Source organism: Pseudoalteromonas sp. PPB1 (assembly GCF_015356275.1).
Classification (GTDB): Bacteria; Pseudomonadota; Gammaproteobacteria; order Enterobacterales; family Alteromonadaceae; genus Pseudoalteromonas; species Pseudoalteromonas rubra_D.
Map to the genome: position 1 here is coordinate 38720 of NZ_JACEQV010000006.1, position 17781 is coordinate 56500.

The following is a 17781-nucleotide window of genomic DNA, read 5'->3' on the forward strand; positions in this document are numbered from 1 at the left end:
ATACTCGCTTTTGTGTTGGGTACACAAAACCCGGCTTTAGTAAAAGTTGACTATATCATCGCCAGTTCAGAGGTACCGTTGGCCAGTTTAATAAGCCTATGTGTGGTGTTTGGCTTAGTGCTAGGGTTGTTACTGAGCATTGGCAAGATAACGCAGTTAAAGAGGCAAATTCGCCAACAGCAGAGAGTTAATCAATCGATACAAGCGCAAAGCAGTAAATGATTGAGTTACTTTTCCTATTGCTTCCGGTAGCAGCTGCTTATGGCTATGTCATGGGAAAAAACAGCGCTAAAAACCAGGCTCATGAACAAAACCGAAAAATTACCTCAGAATACAGTAAAGGGTTAAAGTTTCTTTTAGATAGAGAAGAAGATCAGGGCCTTGAGCACCTGATCAAGTTATTAGAGGTCAGTGCTGATTCTGTTGAGCACTACCTCATACTCGCCACCTTATTCCGCAAAAGAGGTGAGCTCGACCGAGCCATCCGAATCCATGAATTGCTTCTTAAACAGCCTAGCCTGGACATACAGGTCATCCAGTCCTGTAAGTTGGCTCTCGCTGAAGATTATATTATGGCGGGATTACTAGACAGTGCCGAGGAGCATTTGGTTGAGTTAGTTAAAGCGGACTATGAAGAGGCGTTGACGCCCATTATACAACTTTATTCGCAAACCCGGGAATGGCAAAAGGGTGTGAATATGTATGAGAGTCACGCCGAGCTATTTACCGAACAAATTTACTGTGCTGCAATTGCTAACTTTTATTGTGAAGCTGCACTTGAAAATCAGGCTTCTGAGCAAGAAACCTCAGATTATCTCACTGATTACCTCGAGCGCGCACTTAAGTTGCCGAGAACGACGATCAGGCCGCTGTATGAATTAGGGCATGATGCGCTTAGCAAAGAAGATAATGTTAAAGCCATTTATTACTGGCGTAAGCTGGTCTCACAGTTTCCCTGTGCCATTCCTCTAGTGCTGCAAGATTTGCATGTCTGTTATCAGCGTCTCAATATCGAGCACGAGTTCCATACGCTGGTCAACGATTTGCTGAAAACCAGCGGTGTACTGGTAAAAATAAAGCATTGTGAGGGGTTGGTGGAAGCGGGGCATACTCAGCAAGCTGTGGACTATCTCACAGACAGTTTAAAGCGAGAACCTTCAATCCGAGGGTTCAGTTTTCTATTAAAGCTGCTTGCCACAAGGCAGGATAAGTTTCAGTCGGTATTAAATGAAGTAGATAATCTGGTCTCCGCTTATGTTGAAACAAAGCCGGACTACCAGTGCCGTAATTGTGGGTTTACCAGTCACAAACTTTATTGGTTATGTCCCTCCTGTAAGTCTTGGGAATCCATTTTGCCAAGTCAGGGTGTGGACGGGTATTAAAACATCGATATTTTATAAGGCGAAATAGATCAACTATGTCAAACACAGAAATGAAAAAGGTGCTAATTGCACTGGATTACGACAATGAAGCTGCTGCGCTGGCGTTTGTATCCCAGCTTTCTCCTGATGAATGTCGTTTAAAAGTCGGAAAGGAAATGTTCACCTATTTCGGCCCTCAATTTGTCTCTAAGCTGATTGACAAAGGGTTTGACGTGTTTCTTGATTTGAAGTTTCATGACATTCCAAATACAGTTGCGAAGGCAGTAACAGCCGCTGCAGAGCTAGGTGTGTGGATGGTTAATGTGCATGCCAGCGGCGGCACTGAAATGATGAGCAAAGCGAAACAAGCACTGGAAGCCTATGGTGATAAAGCCCCCCTGCTGATTGCGGTCACTGTATTGACCAGTATGGATCAGGCACAACTGAGCAAACTCGGTGTAGATAAGACCCCTCAGGAGCAGGTGGTTTATTTGGCAAAGCTTGCTAAAGAGTCTGGCCTCGATGGCGTTGTCTGTTCAGCACAGGAAGCGCAAACACTTAAGGCTGAATTGGGCAGTGACTTTTGTTTAGTAACACCAGGAATAAGACCTGCAGGCAGTGATGCAGGAGATCAGAAGCGGATCATGACGCCAGAACTGGCGATAAAGTCGGGCAGTGATTATCTTGTTGTTGGCCGACCTATCACTCAGGCCGCTGATCCAGTTGAGGCTCTGAGCGCTATCAACGAATCAATTAAGGGTTTGTAAACTTCGTCTTATTTCAGACCAGCTTGTGCCAGCTAGCTGGTCTTGCAACCTAAATTAATTGGACTCGGTTGCAGTAATACTTTCCACTCTCACTTTTTGCTTCTTAAACCTTGTTGGAACGGTACGCATTAGCGGAAAAATAACCTAACTCAGACAAGCCTGCTACACTGATATTATTATACCAATTTCACTTAATACTTGGTCTATTTGAAGGAGCAAATAGGACGCTAACAGCGTTAAAAATTTCTCATTTAGAACCTTATACCTTAGATATAGGTTCACAAATTTTTGCCTCGCCTATAGGGATGTAGGTGCCTCAGCGGTAGCAGGACGCGGGAGCGGTGTTTTCGACCCTATTTTCTCGCCTCAAAATAGATCACTTAATTAAGCAAATTGGTATTACAGGAAGTTGACGCATTGTTATTTTTTAAATCAAGGAGCAGATATGGACCAGCAACAAGTTGCCAGTATAGTATATGGCCTCGCCAATGGCATTGACCCTATCACAGGAGAAATCCTACCCGCACAGTCGCCGTATAACCATCCCGATGTGATCAGAGCACTTTTCCAGTCTTTACAGTGGCAGCCAAAACCGAAAAAGGTAAAGAAAACCCTGGCTCAAAAACAACAGGACAACCTGGATAAAGGGTTGCCCGAGAATTACGGCTTACCTTGGTCTGACGACGATATAAAGCAGGTACTTGAGCAATATAAAGGGAACGTAGAGATTGATAAAATCGCTGTTACCCTGGCTCGTAAGCCGGGTTCAATCATTGCTGTATTGAATAAGCAGGGTGTAATAAATGATTTGCAAGCTCAGCAGCTTAACCAAGCTTACAGGTACCAGGCTCCCAGGTAACTGGGATGCAGCCTAGCAGTCACGGGGATTAATACCAATTTCACTTAACACCTGGTCTATTTGAGGGAGCAAATAGGATGCTAACAGCGTTAAAAACTTCTCATTTAGAACCTTTACTAAGGTATGAGTTCGCAAATTTTTGCCTCGCCTATAGGAATGTAGGTGCCTCAGCGATAGCAGGCCGCGGGAGCGGTGTTATTGACCCTATTTTTTCTCCTCAAAATAGATCACATAATTAAGCAAATTGGCATAATCTGGACTGGGTTATTCTTATTTTATCCTCAATTGAGTGCTAGTTTAAATGATGCTGTGTTAGCTGCACAGCTTTTAAACCGAGTAACAGCAATCTGGATATGACTGAGCGAGCCAGAAGAATGGCCAGTCCCTTGTGGAGCGTTATGGTCTCATTGAGTACAGAACACTGCGTGTGGCATCAAAGCGACAGGTTTTCTTTTTTGGACTGATATCTGATTTATGCGGATTGGTATAGCCAACATCAGGAGTACAATGATGGATAAGTTTTTAGCTGCGGCAATTGAAGAAGCGAAGAAAGGGCTTGGTACAGGTGGGATCCCGATCGGCTCTGTCCTGGTTCACAAAGGTCAGATAATCGGGCGTGGGCATAATCAGAGGGTGCAGAAGGGTAGCACCGTCTTGCATGGTGAAATGGATGCGTTGGAAAATGCCGGTCGCCTAAGTGCATCAGTTTATAAAGAGTGCACTTTATATACGACCCTGTCACCGTGCCCCATGTGCTCCGGGACAATCTTGTTGTATGGCATTCCCAATGTTGTGATTGGTGAAAACAAGAACTTTATGGGTAGCGAGACCTTGCTTGCAGAGCATGGCGTTAAGCTCGAAGTCCGCCAGGACGCTGAATGTATCGAAATGATGGATGAATTTATTAAAACCCGTCCAGAACTGTGGAATGAAGATATTGGAGAGTGAGTTTTTGGCACATGAAACTAAGTAGATACATCATTCATTAGTGTGCGAGGAGCAATATAATGATGCATGTCATTAAAAGGGGAACTTAGTGCACGAATTATTCGTCCTGCGGTTGTTTTGTGACCTGAATCTTTGTTAGGCTATTGTCTGGCAGTCTCAGAACACAATTATAAGAAGAATAGTAATGGGCAATCTATTTTTGAAAGAGCGGGAGAATTGGTGGACCTGGATTGTTTGGGGTGTATTAGGGTGTATTTCAACAGGCATTATGTTACCTCACATTAGTGAAGTTTGGTTGGCGCTGTTATCACCTGCCTGTTTCCTGCTCATTTTAACCAGTTGGATGAGTTATAGTCGACGCTTTGATTTTAGTCGCGCGTTTAAAGTGCTCAGTTGTGTTGCTGTTATGTCAGTTATCCCTGTGTTGTTGGAAAACCTTCACCCGGTGATAGATCCGACACAAGGTATTGTTGATATGGCATTGGTGATACTTATGTGTGTTGGGCTAAGTGTCATAGGCGCCTGGGTCGCCAGAAGACCCAAGCAGTACTATTGATGCGCGAGCAATAACCCTGCTGATGTCCCTTCGATGTATAAAAGGTAGCCATTTAGCAAGTGAGTTTTGCAAAAAGCTGAATTAGGGCTTTACTTTTTTATCCTGGCACCATAGAATGCGCGCCAACAACGGAGAGATGGCTGAGTGGTTGAAAGCACCGGTCTTGAAAACCGGCATACGTTAATAGCGTATCTAGGGTTCAAATCCCTATCTCTCCGCCACCTCATTCCCAAAACCGCCTATACGGCGGTTTTTTTCGTTCGGAGGCAGTGATGACTAAACAGGTTGTTATTCATAGTTCGTTATGGGTGATCTTCAGTTTTTTCTATTTGAGCGGCTTGCAGGCAGCTTTGGTTTTGGCAATTGACGGGCAAGCGTATCCCAGCATCTGGATTACTTTGCTGTATACCTTCGCTTTTAACTTGTTAGTTGGTCATATCATCACTAAGTACGAAAAGCTGCTGCCTATGATTGCCAGTGTGGTGATTGCTGCGTTTGGGGTTGTAGGTTTCGGTTGTTATTTTACAGAGCGGCTCGCAGGCTATAGCAACGAATTAATCATTGGGTTGACATTGAGCTTACCGTTTGCGACTTTCATTGTCAGAGAGTTTAAGCTTAAAAACCAAAATAAAGCCCAGTAAGACTAGGCTATCCAGTCATGCTCTGAGGCTGCATGATAAGTGCGGCCTTTTCACGGAATTTAACGACAGTGCCTTCTAGCGCTGTTTTATAAAGTTATTCACCTCCCTGTTAGTCATCAGTACGCTGTGATACACTGCCGCTTCTTTTAAACTGATAAATAAGTGGATCTAATATGTCAGATTTATTCAACACAGATGCTGAAAAGGCAAGTTATGGTATTGGTTTGCAAATGGGTGAACAGCTTAAGTCTAACCCATTTGAAGGTTTGAACCTGAACTCGGTATTCGAAGGTATGAAAGATGCCTACGCCGGTGAAGCATTCCGTGTAGAAATCCCTGAGATCCAGGCTGCATTCGAAAAAATCAATGCAGAAATTCAAAAGCGTCGTGAAGAAGAAGCCAAAGTACTGGCTGCTGAAGGCACTGCATTCCTGGAAGAAAATGCAAAGCGCGCTGAAATCACCGTTACTGAGTCTGGTCTGCAGTACGAAGTAATCGAAACAGGCGAGGGCGACAAGCCAGCCGCTGACTCTACAGTTCGTGTTCACTACCATGGCACACTGATCAATGGCACCGTATTTGACAGCTCTTACGAGCGTGGTCAGCCAGCTGAATTCCCGGTAAACGGCGTAATCAAAGGCTGGACTGAAGCACTACAGCTAATGCCTGTTGGCTCTAAGTGGCGTCTATATGTACCGCATGACCTTGCTTACGGCGAGCGCGGTGCTGGTGCTTCAATTGCACCATTCTCAACTCTGATCTTTGATGTTGAATTACTGGAAGTTCTTTAATTTCAGTACAAAGGCTGCTTAGTTTAGCAGCCTCTTATATATTTAAAGGAGATAATTATGAAAAAACTATTACTACTGCTTTTGCTCTTACCTAACCTTGTACTCGCTTCAAAAGAAACGTCAGGTACTGTTACGCTGTCAGGCGCTAACAACATCATTTTAGTTGATTTTAGTAAACCAAACTCTAGTTGTGGTTCACGTTACTATCTGCCGCTGAGCTCTGAGTATGAAAAGGCGCTATTTTCTATGCTACTAGCAGCACAATTGTCCGGGAAGAAGGTCTGGGCCAATGGCGCTGGTGACTGTCAGACGGGTTACCCTTACAGAAATGCTTATAAGCTAGTAAACATGAAGATATATGATTAAAGCGTGTAGCTTCTTTTTCGCTTTTTGAGCAGTATCCACAATCAATACAAGAGCTTGTGAGATACTGCATTAGGGTCAATAGACAAATCGCCTGTACTACGACATTTTTCTTTTCGTTACTCATCAAAAAATGCGTACAGTTGCTCCAACACTTTAACCTGGTTAGCATCTCGTACATCGAACTCTAAGCCATAGTAGGCGTGCTCATCTGAACGGTCTTCTTTTCTGATTACTTTAGCGGGTATTTTTAGCGGCTGTTGTTGCATGTATTCGGAGTAATTTTTCTTTGGCTCGTACAGGGTCAGAATTACGGTGCTGTTAATATCTAGCTCCTGGTTCAACTGCTGACTCAAAATAACCCCACAGCCAACACAGCTTAATTCCCGGGTAATCGTTGAATAGATTTGATCATCTGTTTCAATGTTTAGTTTTATTTTTGCTTCAACTCTGTCCGAGCGCCTTTTCTCGTGTTGTTGCTGAATATATGAGTCTTTGTCTTCATCGAAGAAGAAGCTGTCCATTAAGTTATTGACCAACTCTGACGTCTGATATAAATCCCCCCCAATCATGGAGACCATTTGGGCTTTTTCTGCATTCTGCTGGAGCGACGCAAACAAGTGCTGCAGTTTTAGCTGCATTTCAATCATCTGATCACTTTGACGGCTTGACCGTTCAGCGACTTGCTCATTGGCGGAGACTATCCTGTCTATCGTCAGGGTCATCGCTTTCAGTGCCTGGCCACTTTCGTCTGAGCGCGTTTTACTGATATTGACCTGCTCTATGATGTTAGTCATTAGATTGATGACATCCGACACTTTAGTCAGCAGTTGTGTAATGACCTGTCTGATTTCGTCCGTGGAGGCGGCTGTGCGCTTTGCCAGGCTTCTGACTTCATCGGCAACAACCGCAAAACCTCTTCCTTGTTCTCCAGCTCTGGCTGCTTCAATCGCGGCGTTCAATGCAATTAGCGCCGTCTGATCTGCGACTGTTGAAATTGCATCTGTTACCGTTTCAATTTGCTCACTGGCAGACTGTAACTCTCCGACTTCTTTGGAGGCAATTTCAACCACTTCGACTGTTCTGTTCATTTCCTCTAAATTACTGCTTACAGCAGCTATCCCGGAGTCGGCTTCCTGCCTGGCCTGGTCTAGGACGCCTTTGCTTTGCTCTATGGCGTTACTTGATTCGTGCAACAGCTCCATAAAACAGTCAATAACCTGCATCACCTGGTTGTAACCGTCATTTTCGCTTTTCGCGACGGAGCTGATTTCGGTCGCAATTGCGGCAACCTGGTGCGCTGAATGTCCAACCTGTCTTGATTGTCGCCGGACGGTTGAAATAGTCGAAGACAACGACAGTGTCATATGATTAAAGCTTTCTGAAAGTTGATTTAATTCATCTTTATGATGCATTGAGAAATAGCTTTCTTTGGTTTGAAAGTTCCCAACGGAAATATTTTGCGCACGCTCTAGCAACAGTTGAACGCGTTGTTTGAGTTTGTTACTGAACAACAGACTGATTGAACTGGCAATAATCACTGTTATCAAGGAAGCGATTGTAATGACGATAAACATATCGCTGAGTGCGGTTTCAACGGTGGTAATCCCATTTGCAGATACCTGAGCAACATGTGAGTTCAGTTCATTGAGTTGCGCAAAAATCTGCTTAGTCAACGGAGAAATCACTTCGCGTAAATGTTTAGTGGCGAAATTTGCGTCCGGACTTGCTTGTTTCTCAAAGGCTAAAATCGTCAGTGGCGCAATTTTTTCACGTTCTTCACTGTAAGCGCTCCATTTCATCAGTTGAGCTTCACTGAATAACTCTTCGTAATCGTCCAAAATGGCAACAAACGCATCGCTATTTGCAAACCAGGCTTGATCGAAACCGTCTATATTTTTTTGCTCTCTTGTTAAAAGAAAAGCGCGTAACTCGGAGATCGCGGTTGCAAAACTCATCTTAGAGTCCACCAGGAGCTTAAATAACTCCATACGCTCTTCGTCTGGGTCTTGTTCAAGCTCGGACTCTATGAGCTCTGATAAGAGTCCGACCATCGACTCGGCCAGAGGAATGGCCTGGGTGACCAGAATTTTGACAGCGGGCTCGTTGTCTACGGTATTACTAATATCGGAGACGACTTGTTGCTCGGTATTCAGTTGGCGCAGGTTTTGTTCAATGGTACTTAAAATGCGATTTTCAAAGCCTGTTTGCTGCGCCAGTGCTTGCAATTGCGCAAAGTGCTTGTTGATATTGTTCCATGCTGCTTGTCTGGCTGTGATGGAGTTGCGTCTTTCTTCAGGGCTGTTTCCTGTGATGATTTGTTCTTTCAAAGAAATCTGGGTTTCTAGTATCGCCATTCTTAAATCTGAATTCGCTTTTACCAGTGGTAATGACACCGATGAAAATTGCGTAAAGCTCTGTCCGATAGAGCCTGTATTCAGGTAGACGAAAAAATTACTAAAGATACCGAGCGACGTGATGATACCAAAAGCAATTAACATCTGTATCGCGATACTTGGCACGATGCGTGATATATCCATCTGTTCTCACTTAATAAACTAGCACGAAGAAACTGCCCTGGCAGAGAAGGCAATACTCATATAACAGGTGTTGCGTGATAGGGTTTATTTTTTTGCATTATCGAAAAATATAGTCAATCCTTGCTGTAGTTCAAAAATTAACCTTAACTTTGTCGTCGAAGGGGGGAAAATGAGTGCGTTGAGGGGGCTTTTAATTGCAGCATTTTGTATAACCAGCTTAAAAGTAGGGGCCAACGCTGGTGTGAACTTAGGGGGGTTAGGCACCCCCGATAAAGATGACATTGAGTACCCCGATGACGAGGAGCCAAGCGACAGAGAGATCCTGTTGGGCAAAACGCTATTCTATGATACCCGGCTTTCGAGGCACCATAATCAGTCTTGCGCGACGTGTCATAACCCTGAACTGGGGTTCAGTGACGGTCTGGCCAAAGGCATTGGTAGTGGGGGAGATATCCTGGGCCGAAATGCACCGCACTTGTATAATCTGGCCTGGTCTGTCACTTTTTTCTGGGATGGCAGAGCTGCTTCTTTGGAGGAACAAGCATTGGGCCCTCTGGTATCTGATATGGAAATGCAAATGACCCCTAAAGATGTGGTCAAGCGTTTAAAAGACGTTAAATTTTATCGGGACGAGTTTGCGCAAATTTATGGTGAGATTTCCTTTGAAAATGTTGGCCGGGCCATCGCCGCCTTCGAAAGAACCATCATCAGTGATAACTCACCCTTTGACCAATATCTGGCAGGCAATAAATTTGCTATGTCACCGTCAGCAATCAGGGGCTTAAGTGTCTTTGTCGGTAAAGGGCGGTGCACTAAATGCCATGATGGTGAAAATTTTACAGACGATAGCTTTCATAACATCGGAATAGATAACAAAGATAACGGACGTTTCGAACTGGACAAAAGTGCGCAATTCAAAGGGGCTTTTAAGACCCCGGGTTTAAGAAATATCATTATGAGTGCGCCTTATATGCACGATGGTTCATTGGGCACGCTCGAAGAGGTCGTGGAGCACTATGACAAGGGGGCTGTGGGCACAAAAAATGTAAGCCCGCTCATTGTGCCACTCAACCTATCAACCCAGGAAAAGGCGGATTTGATTGCCTTTATGGCCGCGTTGACTGATCCCGTTGTGATCCAACGACCAATCATTCCTCAATAAAGGAAAAAACACCATGATTAAACGTATGCTAGCGCTGGGCCTGTGCATGGTTTTTAACACACAGGCTGCCACATTAACCGGTGAACTTACTTTTGTTAAAAAGCCGCCTTTTGCAGGCATTTTGTATGCGAAAAACGGAGCAGGGCCGAAAGCTGCTGAATTAGACCAGGCGAATAAGGTGTTCGACAAAAAAGTGGTGGTGGTTGGTAAAAATGGTGAGATCACCTTTAAAAATTCAGATGAATTTCAGCATAATATTTTTGCCAATGATCCCAATTCAGGTGTGAAGTTTGATGTGGGTTTGATGAATCAGGGTCAGACAACCAAAGTGTCTGCTGATTGGTCAGAAAACACACTGACTCGCATTGGGTGCAAAATCCATCCAAAAATGCGCAGCTACATTGCCAACGTGAATTCTGACACCTATCAGGTACTGCCTTTCACGAAAAAACAAAAAACTTATAAAATCGACTTAGATGCCGGATCTGCCAGCACGTTTGTGTTACAAATTCCTAAATATGACCCGGTCGAGGTTACGCTTTCAGCCGGAGAAGCAAAGTCGGTAGAAGTAATGTACAAGGGAAAACTCAGAGCCAATTTAAGTCTAACTTTAAAATAAGGCGCAGCGTATGAAACGCGTTTTGCGAATGCTGGCGGCTGGTCTTATTGCTGTATCTGGCCAGGCCATTGCAGATCCATTTGGGGTTTACCCCTTTAAAATACCGCCACAGTATCAGGCTGAGTTGAGCGATTACCGTACAGACTGGACACGTGTAACGGGGTTCGAGCACTCAGGCTTACATTGGCAACAATTTATCGTCGTGTTTCTGAATAAAGATGTCAGAGTGTATGAAAGCAACTATCTGGAGTATTTGCGGCTCTACCAGGATTACGATGAGGATGAAGACGAAGAAGAGCCTGTGCCTAACTTTAAGTCCTACTCACCGGGCACGATTGTTTTAAAAGAGAATTTTTCCTCTCAATCGGGGTCGCCCCACGAAGCTCTGACAATCACTATGATGATTAAACGTCAGCCAGGCTACTCGCCTACACACGGTGATTGGGAATATGTGCAGTTCGATAAGCAAGGGAAAGTACTGCTAGCGGGTAAAGGCACGGATAGTGCGATACAAAAAGTGTGTGCCAGCTGCCACGAAAGTATCAAAGAGCGGGATTACATTTTTGCGAACTTCTATTCAAAGAGTAAGTGAATTATTGAATATTACACTGACAAGGGCGCACTAAAATGTGTATAAGTATGCGCCGGGTGTAAGGCATTATTATAAATCTTCATTTTTAAATTTTTTGTTAACGTGATATTTGTTGTGTTTAATATTTATACAACATGGAGCACGTTATGTTTAAGAAAACCTGTCTAACTTTAGCTGTGGCTATATCTGGTCTGTCAATGCAGGCGGCCTGGGCACAAGATTCATTTTGCCCAAGGGTGGAAGGCTTTTACTCCACCTGGGATTACCCTGCGGGCGGTCAGCTGGATGTTCAGGACCTGGCCACTGATAAACTCACTCATATTATAGTGGCATTTGCGTATCCCAACGCCGATGGCACGCTAAACACGCTTGAGGCCGACCGCTATATTGATGACATTGTGGCACACGCGCACGCTAACAATACTGGTGTCATGATTTCAGTCGGCGGTGCCGGGGTTGATTTCCTGTCGATGGACGAACAGGCGCGAGCGAACCTGGTAAAAAATCTGGTTGCTTACGCTGAGCTGCACAACCTGGACGGTATTGATGTCGACTGGGAAGACTGGAGTACCTACAATCAGCCAAACCCGGTAGAGAGTGGTTATTTGCTAAACCTGGTCAAAGACCTCAGAGCCGCATTACCTGCACATCTTGAAGTGAGCGTAGATGTTCAGGCCGGTGGCTGGTCAGGCATTAACTTTCATCCAGATCTGGATGACCATGCCGATTACATTCGCTTTATGGCCTACGACTACACCGGAGGCTGGGGTGGCTCACCGAAAAACCATCACGCAGCCTGGTCGTATATCCATGATGGCCTGGTAAATCCTGCGCAATGGAGCCAGAGCATGATCACTAAGTACGACGTGAGTAAAACCAGCCTGGGGATCCCTTTTTATAACAAATCATTCCCAGATGGGGTGAGTGGCCCGGTGACGACGTACACAGCGCGTGAGATTGTAGAGACCTTTGTTGATGGGTTAGGTGTGGACTACAACGCGGGCTTTTATGAAATGGATAATTATCTGCACTTTTGGGAAACCCCTGAATTGGTTCGCACAAAGTCGCAATTTGTTGCCGACAATGGCTATCCTGGCATTTTTATCTGGGAACTCCATCAGGACGCACGCGGTGACAAGAATAAGTTGTTAGATGCCATTGGCGAGGTGCTACCTAAGTGTCAGCCTTGTAGTGACGCCTGGCAACCATACCCCAGTGTTTACCAGACAGGGGATGTTGTGAGTTTTGAAGGGAAAAACTGGCGTGTCAATGGTGGTCCATTACATGGTGTTGCACCTATGACTGAGGGTCATGCTCACAGATATACTGAATTGGGTACATGTCAGAATTATGTAGCAGCCCGATAAGGTTCAGCTTATATAAAAAAGCCCCGAAAGGGGCTTTTTAACACTCAATAAGATTAGTAGGTTGCACTGCCTTTTGTGCGCGGGAAGGCGATAACGTCACGGACGTTGCCCATACCCGTTACGTAAGCAACTAAACGCTCAAAACCCAGACCAAAGCCCGAGTGTGGCACAGTGCCGTATTTACGCAGGTCGCGGTACCAGCTGTAATCCTCTTTATCCAGGCCCATTTCTTCAAGGCGCTGATCCAGAACATCAAGGCGCTCTTCACGCTGAGAACCACCAATGATCTCGCCAATACCCGGTGCTACAACGTCCATCGCTGCAACGGTTTTTCCGTCTTCATTCTGACGCATGTAGAAGGCTTTAATGTCGCGCGGGTAGTTTTTGATAACGACTGGCGCATTAAAGTGTTCTTCAGCCAGGTAACGTTCGTGCTCTGATTGCAGATCGACGCCCCAGTCAACCGGGAATTCAAACTTCTTACCACAGTTTTTCAGGATCTCGATAGCATCGGTATAGTCAACCTGTGCAAAGTCTTTGTCGATAAATGACTCAAGACGCGTGATAGCCTGCTTTTCAATACGCTGGGCAAAGAACTCCATGTCATCACGGCGCTCATCCAATACGGCCTTAAAGGCATATTTCAGCATATCTTCAGCAAGGGCGGCGATGTCGTCCAGATCGGCAAAAGCAACTTCTGGCTCAACCATCCAAAACTCAGCCAGGTGGCGCGATGTATTGGAGTTTTCAGCACGGAATGTTGGGCCAAAAGTATAAATCTTTGACATAGCGCTGGCATAGGTTTCACCGTTTAGCTGACCAGATACAGTCAAAAAGGCTTCTTTACCGAAGAAATCTTCGCTGTAATCGATGTCACCTTTATCTGTACGTGGCAGATTTTGCATATCCAGTGTAGAAACACGGAACATTTCACCGGCACCTTCACAGTCACTTGCCGTGATGATAGGCGTACTGATCCACATGTAGCCACGCTCGTGGAAGAAACGGTGGATAGCCTGTGACAGGCAGTTACGAACACGAGTAACTGCACCAATTACGTTAGTGCGCGGACGCAGGTGAGCATGCTCACGAAGATACTCGATACTGTGACGCTTAGCGGCCATTGGATAAGTATCCGGATTTTCAACCCAGCCCAGTACTTCAACCTTGTTAGCCTGAATTTCAAATGCCTGACCCTGACCTTCAGAGGCAACCAGAACGCCGGTAACGGCTACAGAGCAGCCTGCGGTAAGACGAGTCACTTCTTCATAATTATTAAGCGAATTAGGGACTACGGCTTGAATAGGATCGAAACAAGAACCGTCATGGACGGCTAGGAATGAAATACCTGCTTTTGAATCGCGTCGTGTACGGATCCAGCCTTTTACAGTAACCTGGCTGTCTACCGCAACGGTGCCTGCTAGTAGCTCCGTTATCGCTGTGTGGCTCATCTTTACTCCAAAATGATTATTTATAATTAGTCTGTTGCGTGTGTTGTTTAACTCACTGCCATGACCACGCTTTTTGCGCAGTCAGCTATGTCGTATCTTACCTGCGATAGACACATAAAAAAACCATCAAATGCCAGAGTAAGGCAATTTCTTTGGGCTTTTTTACACCCAATGGCAACTGACAGGGGATGTGAGTTCGATAATTGACCATTTGAGCTGGTTCTTCCCGGAGATAGTGAGCAAGATTGATGACGCAACACTAAAAAACAGCTTGCAGGTACTTGATGAATTACTTAAATGCGAAAATTATGGCATTATGTCACTCTACTACTAAGAAAAACTGGATATAAGTCGTTCAATAGATGAAACAGGCATTTATATTACGGGGATTACCTGGCTCTGGGAAAACACATTACGCGTATGCGCTGGCAGACGAGCTGGTGGCAGGCGATGAGACACAATTTGTCATTTGTGCAACAGATGATTACTTTCATAATGAGCAAGGCGAGTACCATTTTGAGAAGTTCAGGTTACCGGAATATCATAATCTGAATCTGGCACGCTTTATCAATGCGCTGGCTGAGGGGATCCCGCTGGTGATAGCTGATAACCCTAATATCAAACGCTGGGAATTTGTGGCCTATGCCAGTGCCGCACAGGCGATGGGATATCAGGTCAAAGAGGTAATTGTTGGTGAAGTAAAAGACAAGTCGATGCAGCATTTATATGCCAAACGCAACACACATGGCGTCGCTCTGAGAACTATTAGCAAAATGGCGTATATGTTCGAATGGTAACCAAAAACAATGGGTTATTAAATAAAGAAAAAGCCGACATGAATGTCGGCTTTCTTATGCATTGATGATGCCCTTACATGGCGTCGTATTCGTCTTGCCAGAAGAACTTCTCCTCGCCAAATGCTGGCTTGAGGCCGTCCAGCCAGGTCGCTTCTTCATCATATTTGGCAAAGAAAGGTCTCTGAACCCAGTCCGGGTTACGTGCCTGAATGAAACGCAACACGAATACTTTCTCACCGTTGATTTCAGTCACACCTGAAACCTCGACTTTACCTGGACCCGCACTCATAGAAGGTCCGCGTACCGTCCGGCTTACACCCGAAACCTCTTTATAAGCGTCACGGAAAATTTCCCAGGTTCTGTACAACGGTAACTCAAAGTAGCGCTTGGCGCCGGTGTCACGCTCAATGAACATGTAATATGGGATCATGCCCATCTGAGTTTGCTCTTTCCACATTTCAGACCACATTTCAGGGTCGGTGTTAAGGTGGTTAAGTAGCGGGGCCTGAGTCCGGATCTGGGCACCCGTTTTACGTAGCAGCTTAATCGCTTCTTTGGCAATGTCAGTGCGCAGCTCTTGCTTGTGGTTAACGTGTGCCATGATTGACACATGCTTTCCGGCATCAACCAGCTCTTTGAGCAGTGCCAACAAGTCTTGTGCGTCTGGATCTGTGACGTAACGGAATGGCCAGAAAGTCAAAGATTTGGTACCAATACGGATAGTACGAATGTGATCAAAGCGCGGCTCTTTTAGCGCTTCGAGGTACTTACGCAGTTTTACAGTACGCATTACCATAGGGTCGCCACCTGTCATAAGAAGATCGGTGACTTCGGTATGCTCTTCCAGGTAGCTGTGCAGCAGCTCTTCATCGTTGTTGTTAAAGCGCGTTGCTTTACCTACGAACTGTGCCCAACGGAAACAGAAAGTACAATAAGAGTGGCAGTACTGGCCCTGTGCCGGGAAGAACAAGACGGTTTCTTTATACTTGTGCTGAATGCCTTCTACACGCTCTCCGTCAAAGGTCGGGACGTTTTTGTCCATCTGACCGGCCGGGTGCGGGTTGAGCTTTTGTCTTAGTTTAGTCGACAGCTCGAAGACTTCTTCTGGCGTATGCTCGCGCTTTAGCAGCGCTGCCATTTCTTCATAAGACTCATCGTCCAGCATGCCACGTTGCGGGAAAGTAAGCTGGAAAACGGGATCATTGGGCACCTTGTCCCAGTCAATGAGTTCTTCAATAACATAGTTATTAACGCGGAAAGGGAAAACGTTTGCAACCACCTTCATCTGGAAGCGCAGGTGCTCAGGCAGTTTTTCAAGTTGCTCAATTTTATCAATCTGACGATGTTGATAAACAGTAAAGCGGGGCGGCTGATAAGCTTCAGCTGGCTGCAATTTGACGGTTTGTTGCATAGTAGCTCGATTCTCGACTTTATTCGGAATTTACAATCAAAGTCGCCTAGTCTAACAAAGCCGTGAAATGATTTCAGGTACAATCGATGAAATATCGTAAATAATTGCAAAATTGGCAAAAAAATTACCAACTTTGCATTTTTTGTCGAACTTTATTGCAGTGCTGGTCTTGATTAATATGCGTCCTGCTCGATAGCTTGGTAGATGCCTTCTGCCAGATATGCAATATCTTCATCCGATGTGATATAGGGAGGCATCAGATAGATCAGTTTGCCAAACGGGCGGATCCATAAGCCTTTTTCGATAAAGAAGCGCTGTATTTTTGCCACGTCAATTGTGCGATTTAGTTCAACAACTCCAATCGCGCCGAGTACTCTGACATCCTGCACGGCATCCAGTGCTTCGCAACGCTCAAGCATCCGTAAACTTTGTTCCAGACGCTGCACTTGCTGCTGCCAAACATTACTTTGCAATAGTGTCAGGCTGGCATTGGCGGCAGCACAAGCGAGTGGGTTGCCCATAAAAGTAGGGCCGTGCATCAGTACTTTGGCTTCGCCCTGGCTGATCCCAACGGCTATCTCATCAGTGGTAAGTGTTGCAGATAGTGTCATAGTACCACCGGTCAGGGCTTTACCCAGGCAGAGAATATCTGGGCTGATATCGGCGTGCTCACAGGCGAATAACTTTCCGGTGCGACCAAAGCCTGTCGCTATTTCGTCGAGGATCAGCAACACCTCATACTTATCGCACAGTGTACGGAGCTTTTTGAGGTAGTCCGGGTGGTAGAAATTCATACCACCAGCATTTTGAACTATTGGCTCAATGATAAATGCTGCAACATCCTGGTGATGCGCGACAAATGACGCTTCGAGCTGCTGTAATTCTTCTTCAACAGCGCCTTCATTGAAACGCCCGGAAGGTGCAGGTACAAAAATATGCTCCGGCAGGAAGCCCTGATACATACTGTGCATGGAGTTGACCGGATCGCACACGCTCATCGCGGCAAAGGTATCACCATGATAACCCTTTTGTGCTGTCATAAGTTTGGTTTTGCGATTATGGCCCTGGCTTAACCAGTACTGCAGGGCCATTTTAATTGCCACCTCAACACTGACTGAACCGCTGTCCGCCAGAAACACCTTATTCAGTGGCGCAGGAGTCATGGCCACCAGCTTTTTACATAGTTCAACTGCGGGAGCATGTGTGAGTCCGCCAAACATCACATGACTCATCTTGCCTGCTTGTTCAGTGATTGCAGTTACAATATTAGGGTGATTATAGCCATGAATAGCGCTCCACCAGGATGCCATACCATCAATCAATTCTTCGCCAGTCTCCAGATGAATGCGATTACCTTGTGTATGACTAGCCGGATAGACGGGCAGCGGATCCAACATAGAGGTATAGGGATGCCAGATATGAGTTTTATCAAAGGCTAAATCGATTGGGTTATTATTGCTCACTTGTAAACCTTGCTTAAGTGGTCTGTGTTGACAATGGTAAAGCAAGAAGTAGACTAAGCCAATCACCGTCATAACAACTGACTAAAAAATGTC

The 17781-nt window shown here is 45.4% G+C and carries 18 protein-coding genes and 1 tRNA gene; 15 read left to right on the forward strand and 4 right to left on the reverse strand.

Annotated elements, in window-relative coordinates:
- The first annotated feature begins 12 nt into the window (after positions 1-12).
- From IY568_RS25425 to IY568_RS07750, 10 genes are all read left to right on the forward strand, one after another.
- On the forward strand, positions 13-222 hold the full coding sequence (locus tag IY568_RS25425; protein ID WP_416365162.1) for a lipopolysaccharide assembly protein LapA domain-containing protein: 210 nt from the start codon (positions 13-15) through the stop codon (positions 220-222).
- Positions 219-1382: a lipopolysaccharide assembly protein LapB gene (gene lapB / locus IY568_RS07710; protein WP_194867230.1), complete on the forward strand. Its 1164-nt coding sequence runs from the start codon at positions 219-221 to the stop codon at positions 1380-1382. The genes IY568_RS25425 and lapB overlap by 4 nt, the downstream gene beginning before the upstream one ends.
- A gap of 35 nt (positions 1383-1417) precedes the next feature.
- On the forward strand, positions 1418-2128 hold the full coding sequence (pyrF, locus tag IY568_RS07715; RefSeq protein ID WP_125559696.1) for an orotidine-5'-phosphate decarboxylase: 711 nt from the start codon (positions 1418-1420) through the stop codon (positions 2126-2128).
- A gap of 445 nt (positions 2129-2573) precedes the next feature.
- Positions 2574-2987, forward strand: a complete 414-nt coding sequence (locus IY568_RS07720; protein WP_125559694.1) for a hypothetical protein — start codon at positions 2574-2576, stop codon at positions 2985-2987.
- A 510-nt stretch (positions 2988-3497) separates the two neighbouring features.
- Positions 3498-3935 (forward strand): nucleoside deaminase, encoded by a 438-nt coding sequence (locus tag IY568_RS07725; protein WP_125559692.1) that lies wholly within the window; start codon positions 3498-3500, stop codon positions 3933-3935.
- A gap of 184 nt (positions 3936-4119) precedes the next feature.
- Positions 4120-4491 carry a hypothetical protein gene (locus IY568_RS07730; protein ID WP_125559690.1) on the forward strand — a complete coding sequence of 124 codons (372 nt, stop codon included), beginning with the start codon at positions 4120-4122 and terminating at the stop codon, positions 4489-4491.
- 130 nt (positions 4492-4621) lie between these two features.
- Positions 4622-4712, forward strand: a tRNA-Ser gene (locus tag IY568_RS07735).
- Between the two features lie 51 nt (positions 4713-4763).
- Positions 4764-5132 carry a hypothetical protein gene (locus IY568_RS07740; RefSeq protein ID WP_138536007.1) on the forward strand — a complete coding sequence of 123 codons (369 nt, stop codon included), beginning with the start codon at positions 4764-4766 and terminating at the stop codon, positions 5130-5132.
- Between the two features lie 173 nt (positions 5133-5305).
- The gene (locus tag IY568_RS07745) at positions 5306-5923 is read left to right on the forward strand and encodes an FKBP-type peptidyl-prolyl cis-trans isomerase (RefSeq protein WP_049865357.1); all 618 of its coding nucleotides are present in this window, start codon (positions 5306-5308) and stop codon (positions 5921-5923) included.
- Between the two features lie 57 nt (positions 5924-5980).
- Positions 5981-6289 (forward strand): hypothetical protein, encoded by a 309-nt coding sequence (locus tag IY568_RS07750; protein WP_138536005.1) that lies wholly within the window; start codon positions 5981-5983, stop codon positions 6287-6289.
- 116 nt (positions 6290-6405) lie between these two features.
- On the opposite strand, the gene IY568_RS07755 is transcribed toward IY568_RS07750, so the two are convergent.
- Complete coding sequence (locus IY568_RS07755; protein WP_194867231.1) at positions 6406-8826, reverse strand: methyl-accepting chemotaxis protein; 2421 nt, start codon at positions 8824-8826, stop codon at positions 6406-6408.
- A gap of 169 nt (positions 8827-8995) precedes the next feature.
- On the opposite strand from IY568_RS07755, the gene IY568_RS07760 reads away from it, so the two are divergent.
- The 4 genes from IY568_RS07760 to IY568_RS07775 all read left to right on the forward strand — a co-directional run bounded on the left by IY568_RS07760 (position 8996) and on the right by IY568_RS07775 (position 12566).
- Complete coding sequence (locus tag IY568_RS07760) at positions 8996-9988, forward strand: cytochrome-c peroxidase (RefSeq protein WP_194867232.1); 993 nt, start codon at positions 8996-8998, stop codon at positions 9986-9988.
- 13 nt (positions 9989-10001) lie between these two features.
- Positions 10002-10607 (forward strand): cupredoxin domain-containing protein, encoded by a 606-nt coding sequence (locus tag IY568_RS07765; RefSeq protein ID WP_125559684.1) that lies wholly within the window; start codon positions 10002-10004, stop codon positions 10605-10607.
- A 10-nt stretch (positions 10608-10617) separates the two neighbouring features.
- On the forward strand, positions 10618-11199 hold the full coding sequence (locus IY568_RS07770) for a cytochrome P460 family protein (protein ID WP_125559683.1): 582 nt from the start codon (positions 10618-10620) through the stop codon (positions 11197-11199).
- 146 nt (positions 11200-11345) lie between these two features.
- Complete coding sequence (locus IY568_RS07775) at positions 11346-12566, forward strand: glycoside hydrolase family 18 protein (RefSeq protein ID WP_010384544.1); 1221 nt, start codon at positions 11346-11348, stop codon at positions 12564-12566.
- 53 nt (positions 12567-12619) lie between these two features.
- Here the strand turns inward: IY568_RS07775 and asnS are convergent, their stop codons facing one another.
- Positions 12620-14017, reverse strand: a complete 1398-nt coding sequence (gene asnS / locus IY568_RS07780) for an asparagine--tRNA ligase (RefSeq protein ID WP_010384545.1) — start codon at positions 14015-14017, stop codon at positions 12620-12622.
- Between the two features lie 362 nt (positions 14018-14379).
- Here asnS and IY568_RS07785 point away from each other — a divergent pair, with 362 nt between their 5' ends.
- Positions 14380-14814: an AAA family ATPase gene (locus IY568_RS07785; protein ID WP_010384547.1), complete on the forward strand. Its 435-nt coding sequence runs from the start codon at positions 14380-14382 to the stop codon at positions 14812-14814.
- Between the two features lie 73 nt (positions 14815-14887).
- On the opposite strand, the gene IY568_RS07790 is transcribed toward IY568_RS07785, so the two are convergent.
- Together IY568_RS07790 and bioA are read right to left on the reverse strand one after the other, a co-directional pair.
- Complete coding sequence (locus tag IY568_RS07790) at positions 14888-16225, reverse strand: KamA family radical SAM protein (RefSeq protein ID WP_010384549.1); 1338 nt, start codon at positions 16223-16225, stop codon at positions 14888-14890.
- A gap of 173 nt (positions 16226-16398) precedes the next feature.
- Positions 16399-17688, reverse strand: a complete 1290-nt coding sequence (bioA, locus tag IY568_RS07795; RefSeq protein WP_194867233.1) for an adenosylmethionine--8-amino-7-oxononanoate transaminase — start codon at positions 17686-17688, stop codon at positions 16399-16401.
- Positions 17689-17781 lie beyond the last annotated feature (93 nt).

Excerpts from the sequence above, each read along its gene's own strand:
- lapB (WP_194867230.1), top strand. The coding sequence starts at position 219 with ATGATTGAGTTACTTTTCCTATTGCTTCCGGTAGCAGCTGCTTATGGC.
- pyrF (WP_125559696.1), top strand. The coding sequence starts at position 1,418 with ATGTCAAACACAGAAATGAAAAAGGTGCTAATTGCACTGGATTACGAC.
- IY568_RS07720 (WP_125559694.1), top strand. The coding sequence starts at position 2,574 with ATGGACCAGCAACAAGTTGCCAGTATAGTATATGGCCTCGCCAATGGC.
- IY568_RS07725 (WP_125559692.1), top strand. The coding sequence starts at position 3,498 with ATGGATAAGTTTTTAGCTGCGGCAATTGAAGAAGCGAAGAAAGGGCTT.
- IY568_RS07730 (WP_125559690.1), top strand. The coding sequence starts at position 4,120 with ATGGGCAATCTATTTTTGAAAGAGCGGGAGAATTGGTGGACCTGGATT.
- IY568_RS07740 (WP_138536007.1), top strand. The coding sequence starts at position 4,764 with ATGACTAAACAGGTTGTTATTCATAGTTCGTTATGGGTGATCTTCAGT.
- IY568_RS07745 (WP_049865357.1), top strand. The coding sequence starts at position 5,306 with ATGTCAGATTTATTCAACACAGATGCTGAAAAGGCAAGTTATGGTATT.
- IY568_RS07750 (WP_138536005.1), top strand. The coding sequence starts at position 5,981 with ATGAAAAAACTATTACTACTGCTTTTGCTCTTACCTAACCTTGTACTC.
- IY568_RS07755 (WP_194867231.1), bottom strand. The coding sequence starts at position 8,826 with ATGGATATATCACGCATCGTGCCAAGTATCGCGATACAGATGTTAATT.
- IY568_RS07760 (WP_194867232.1), top strand. The coding sequence starts at position 8,996 with ATGAGTGCGTTGAGGGGGCTTTTAATTGCAGCATTTTGTATAACCAGC.
- IY568_RS07765 (WP_125559684.1), top strand. The coding sequence starts at position 10,002 with ATGATTAAACGTATGCTAGCGCTGGGCCTGTGCATGGTTTTTAACACA.
- IY568_RS07770 (WP_125559683.1), top strand. The coding sequence starts at position 10,618 with ATGAAACGCGTTTTGCGAATGCTGGCGGCTGGTCTTATTGCTGTATCT.
- IY568_RS07775 (WP_010384544.1), top strand. The coding sequence starts at position 11,346 with ATGTTTAAGAAAACCTGTCTAACTTTAGCTGTGGCTATATCTGGTCTG.
- asnS (WP_010384545.1), bottom strand. The coding sequence starts at position 14,017 with ATGAGCCACACAGCGATAACGGAGCTACTAGCAGGCACCGTTGCGGTA.
- IY568_RS07785 (WP_010384547.1), top strand. The coding sequence starts at position 14,380 with ATGAAACAGGCATTTATATTACGGGGATTACCTGGCTCTGGGAAAACA.
- IY568_RS07790 (WP_010384549.1), bottom strand. The coding sequence starts at position 16,225 with ATGCAACAAACCGTCAAATTGCAGCCAGCTGAAGCTTATCAGCCGCCC.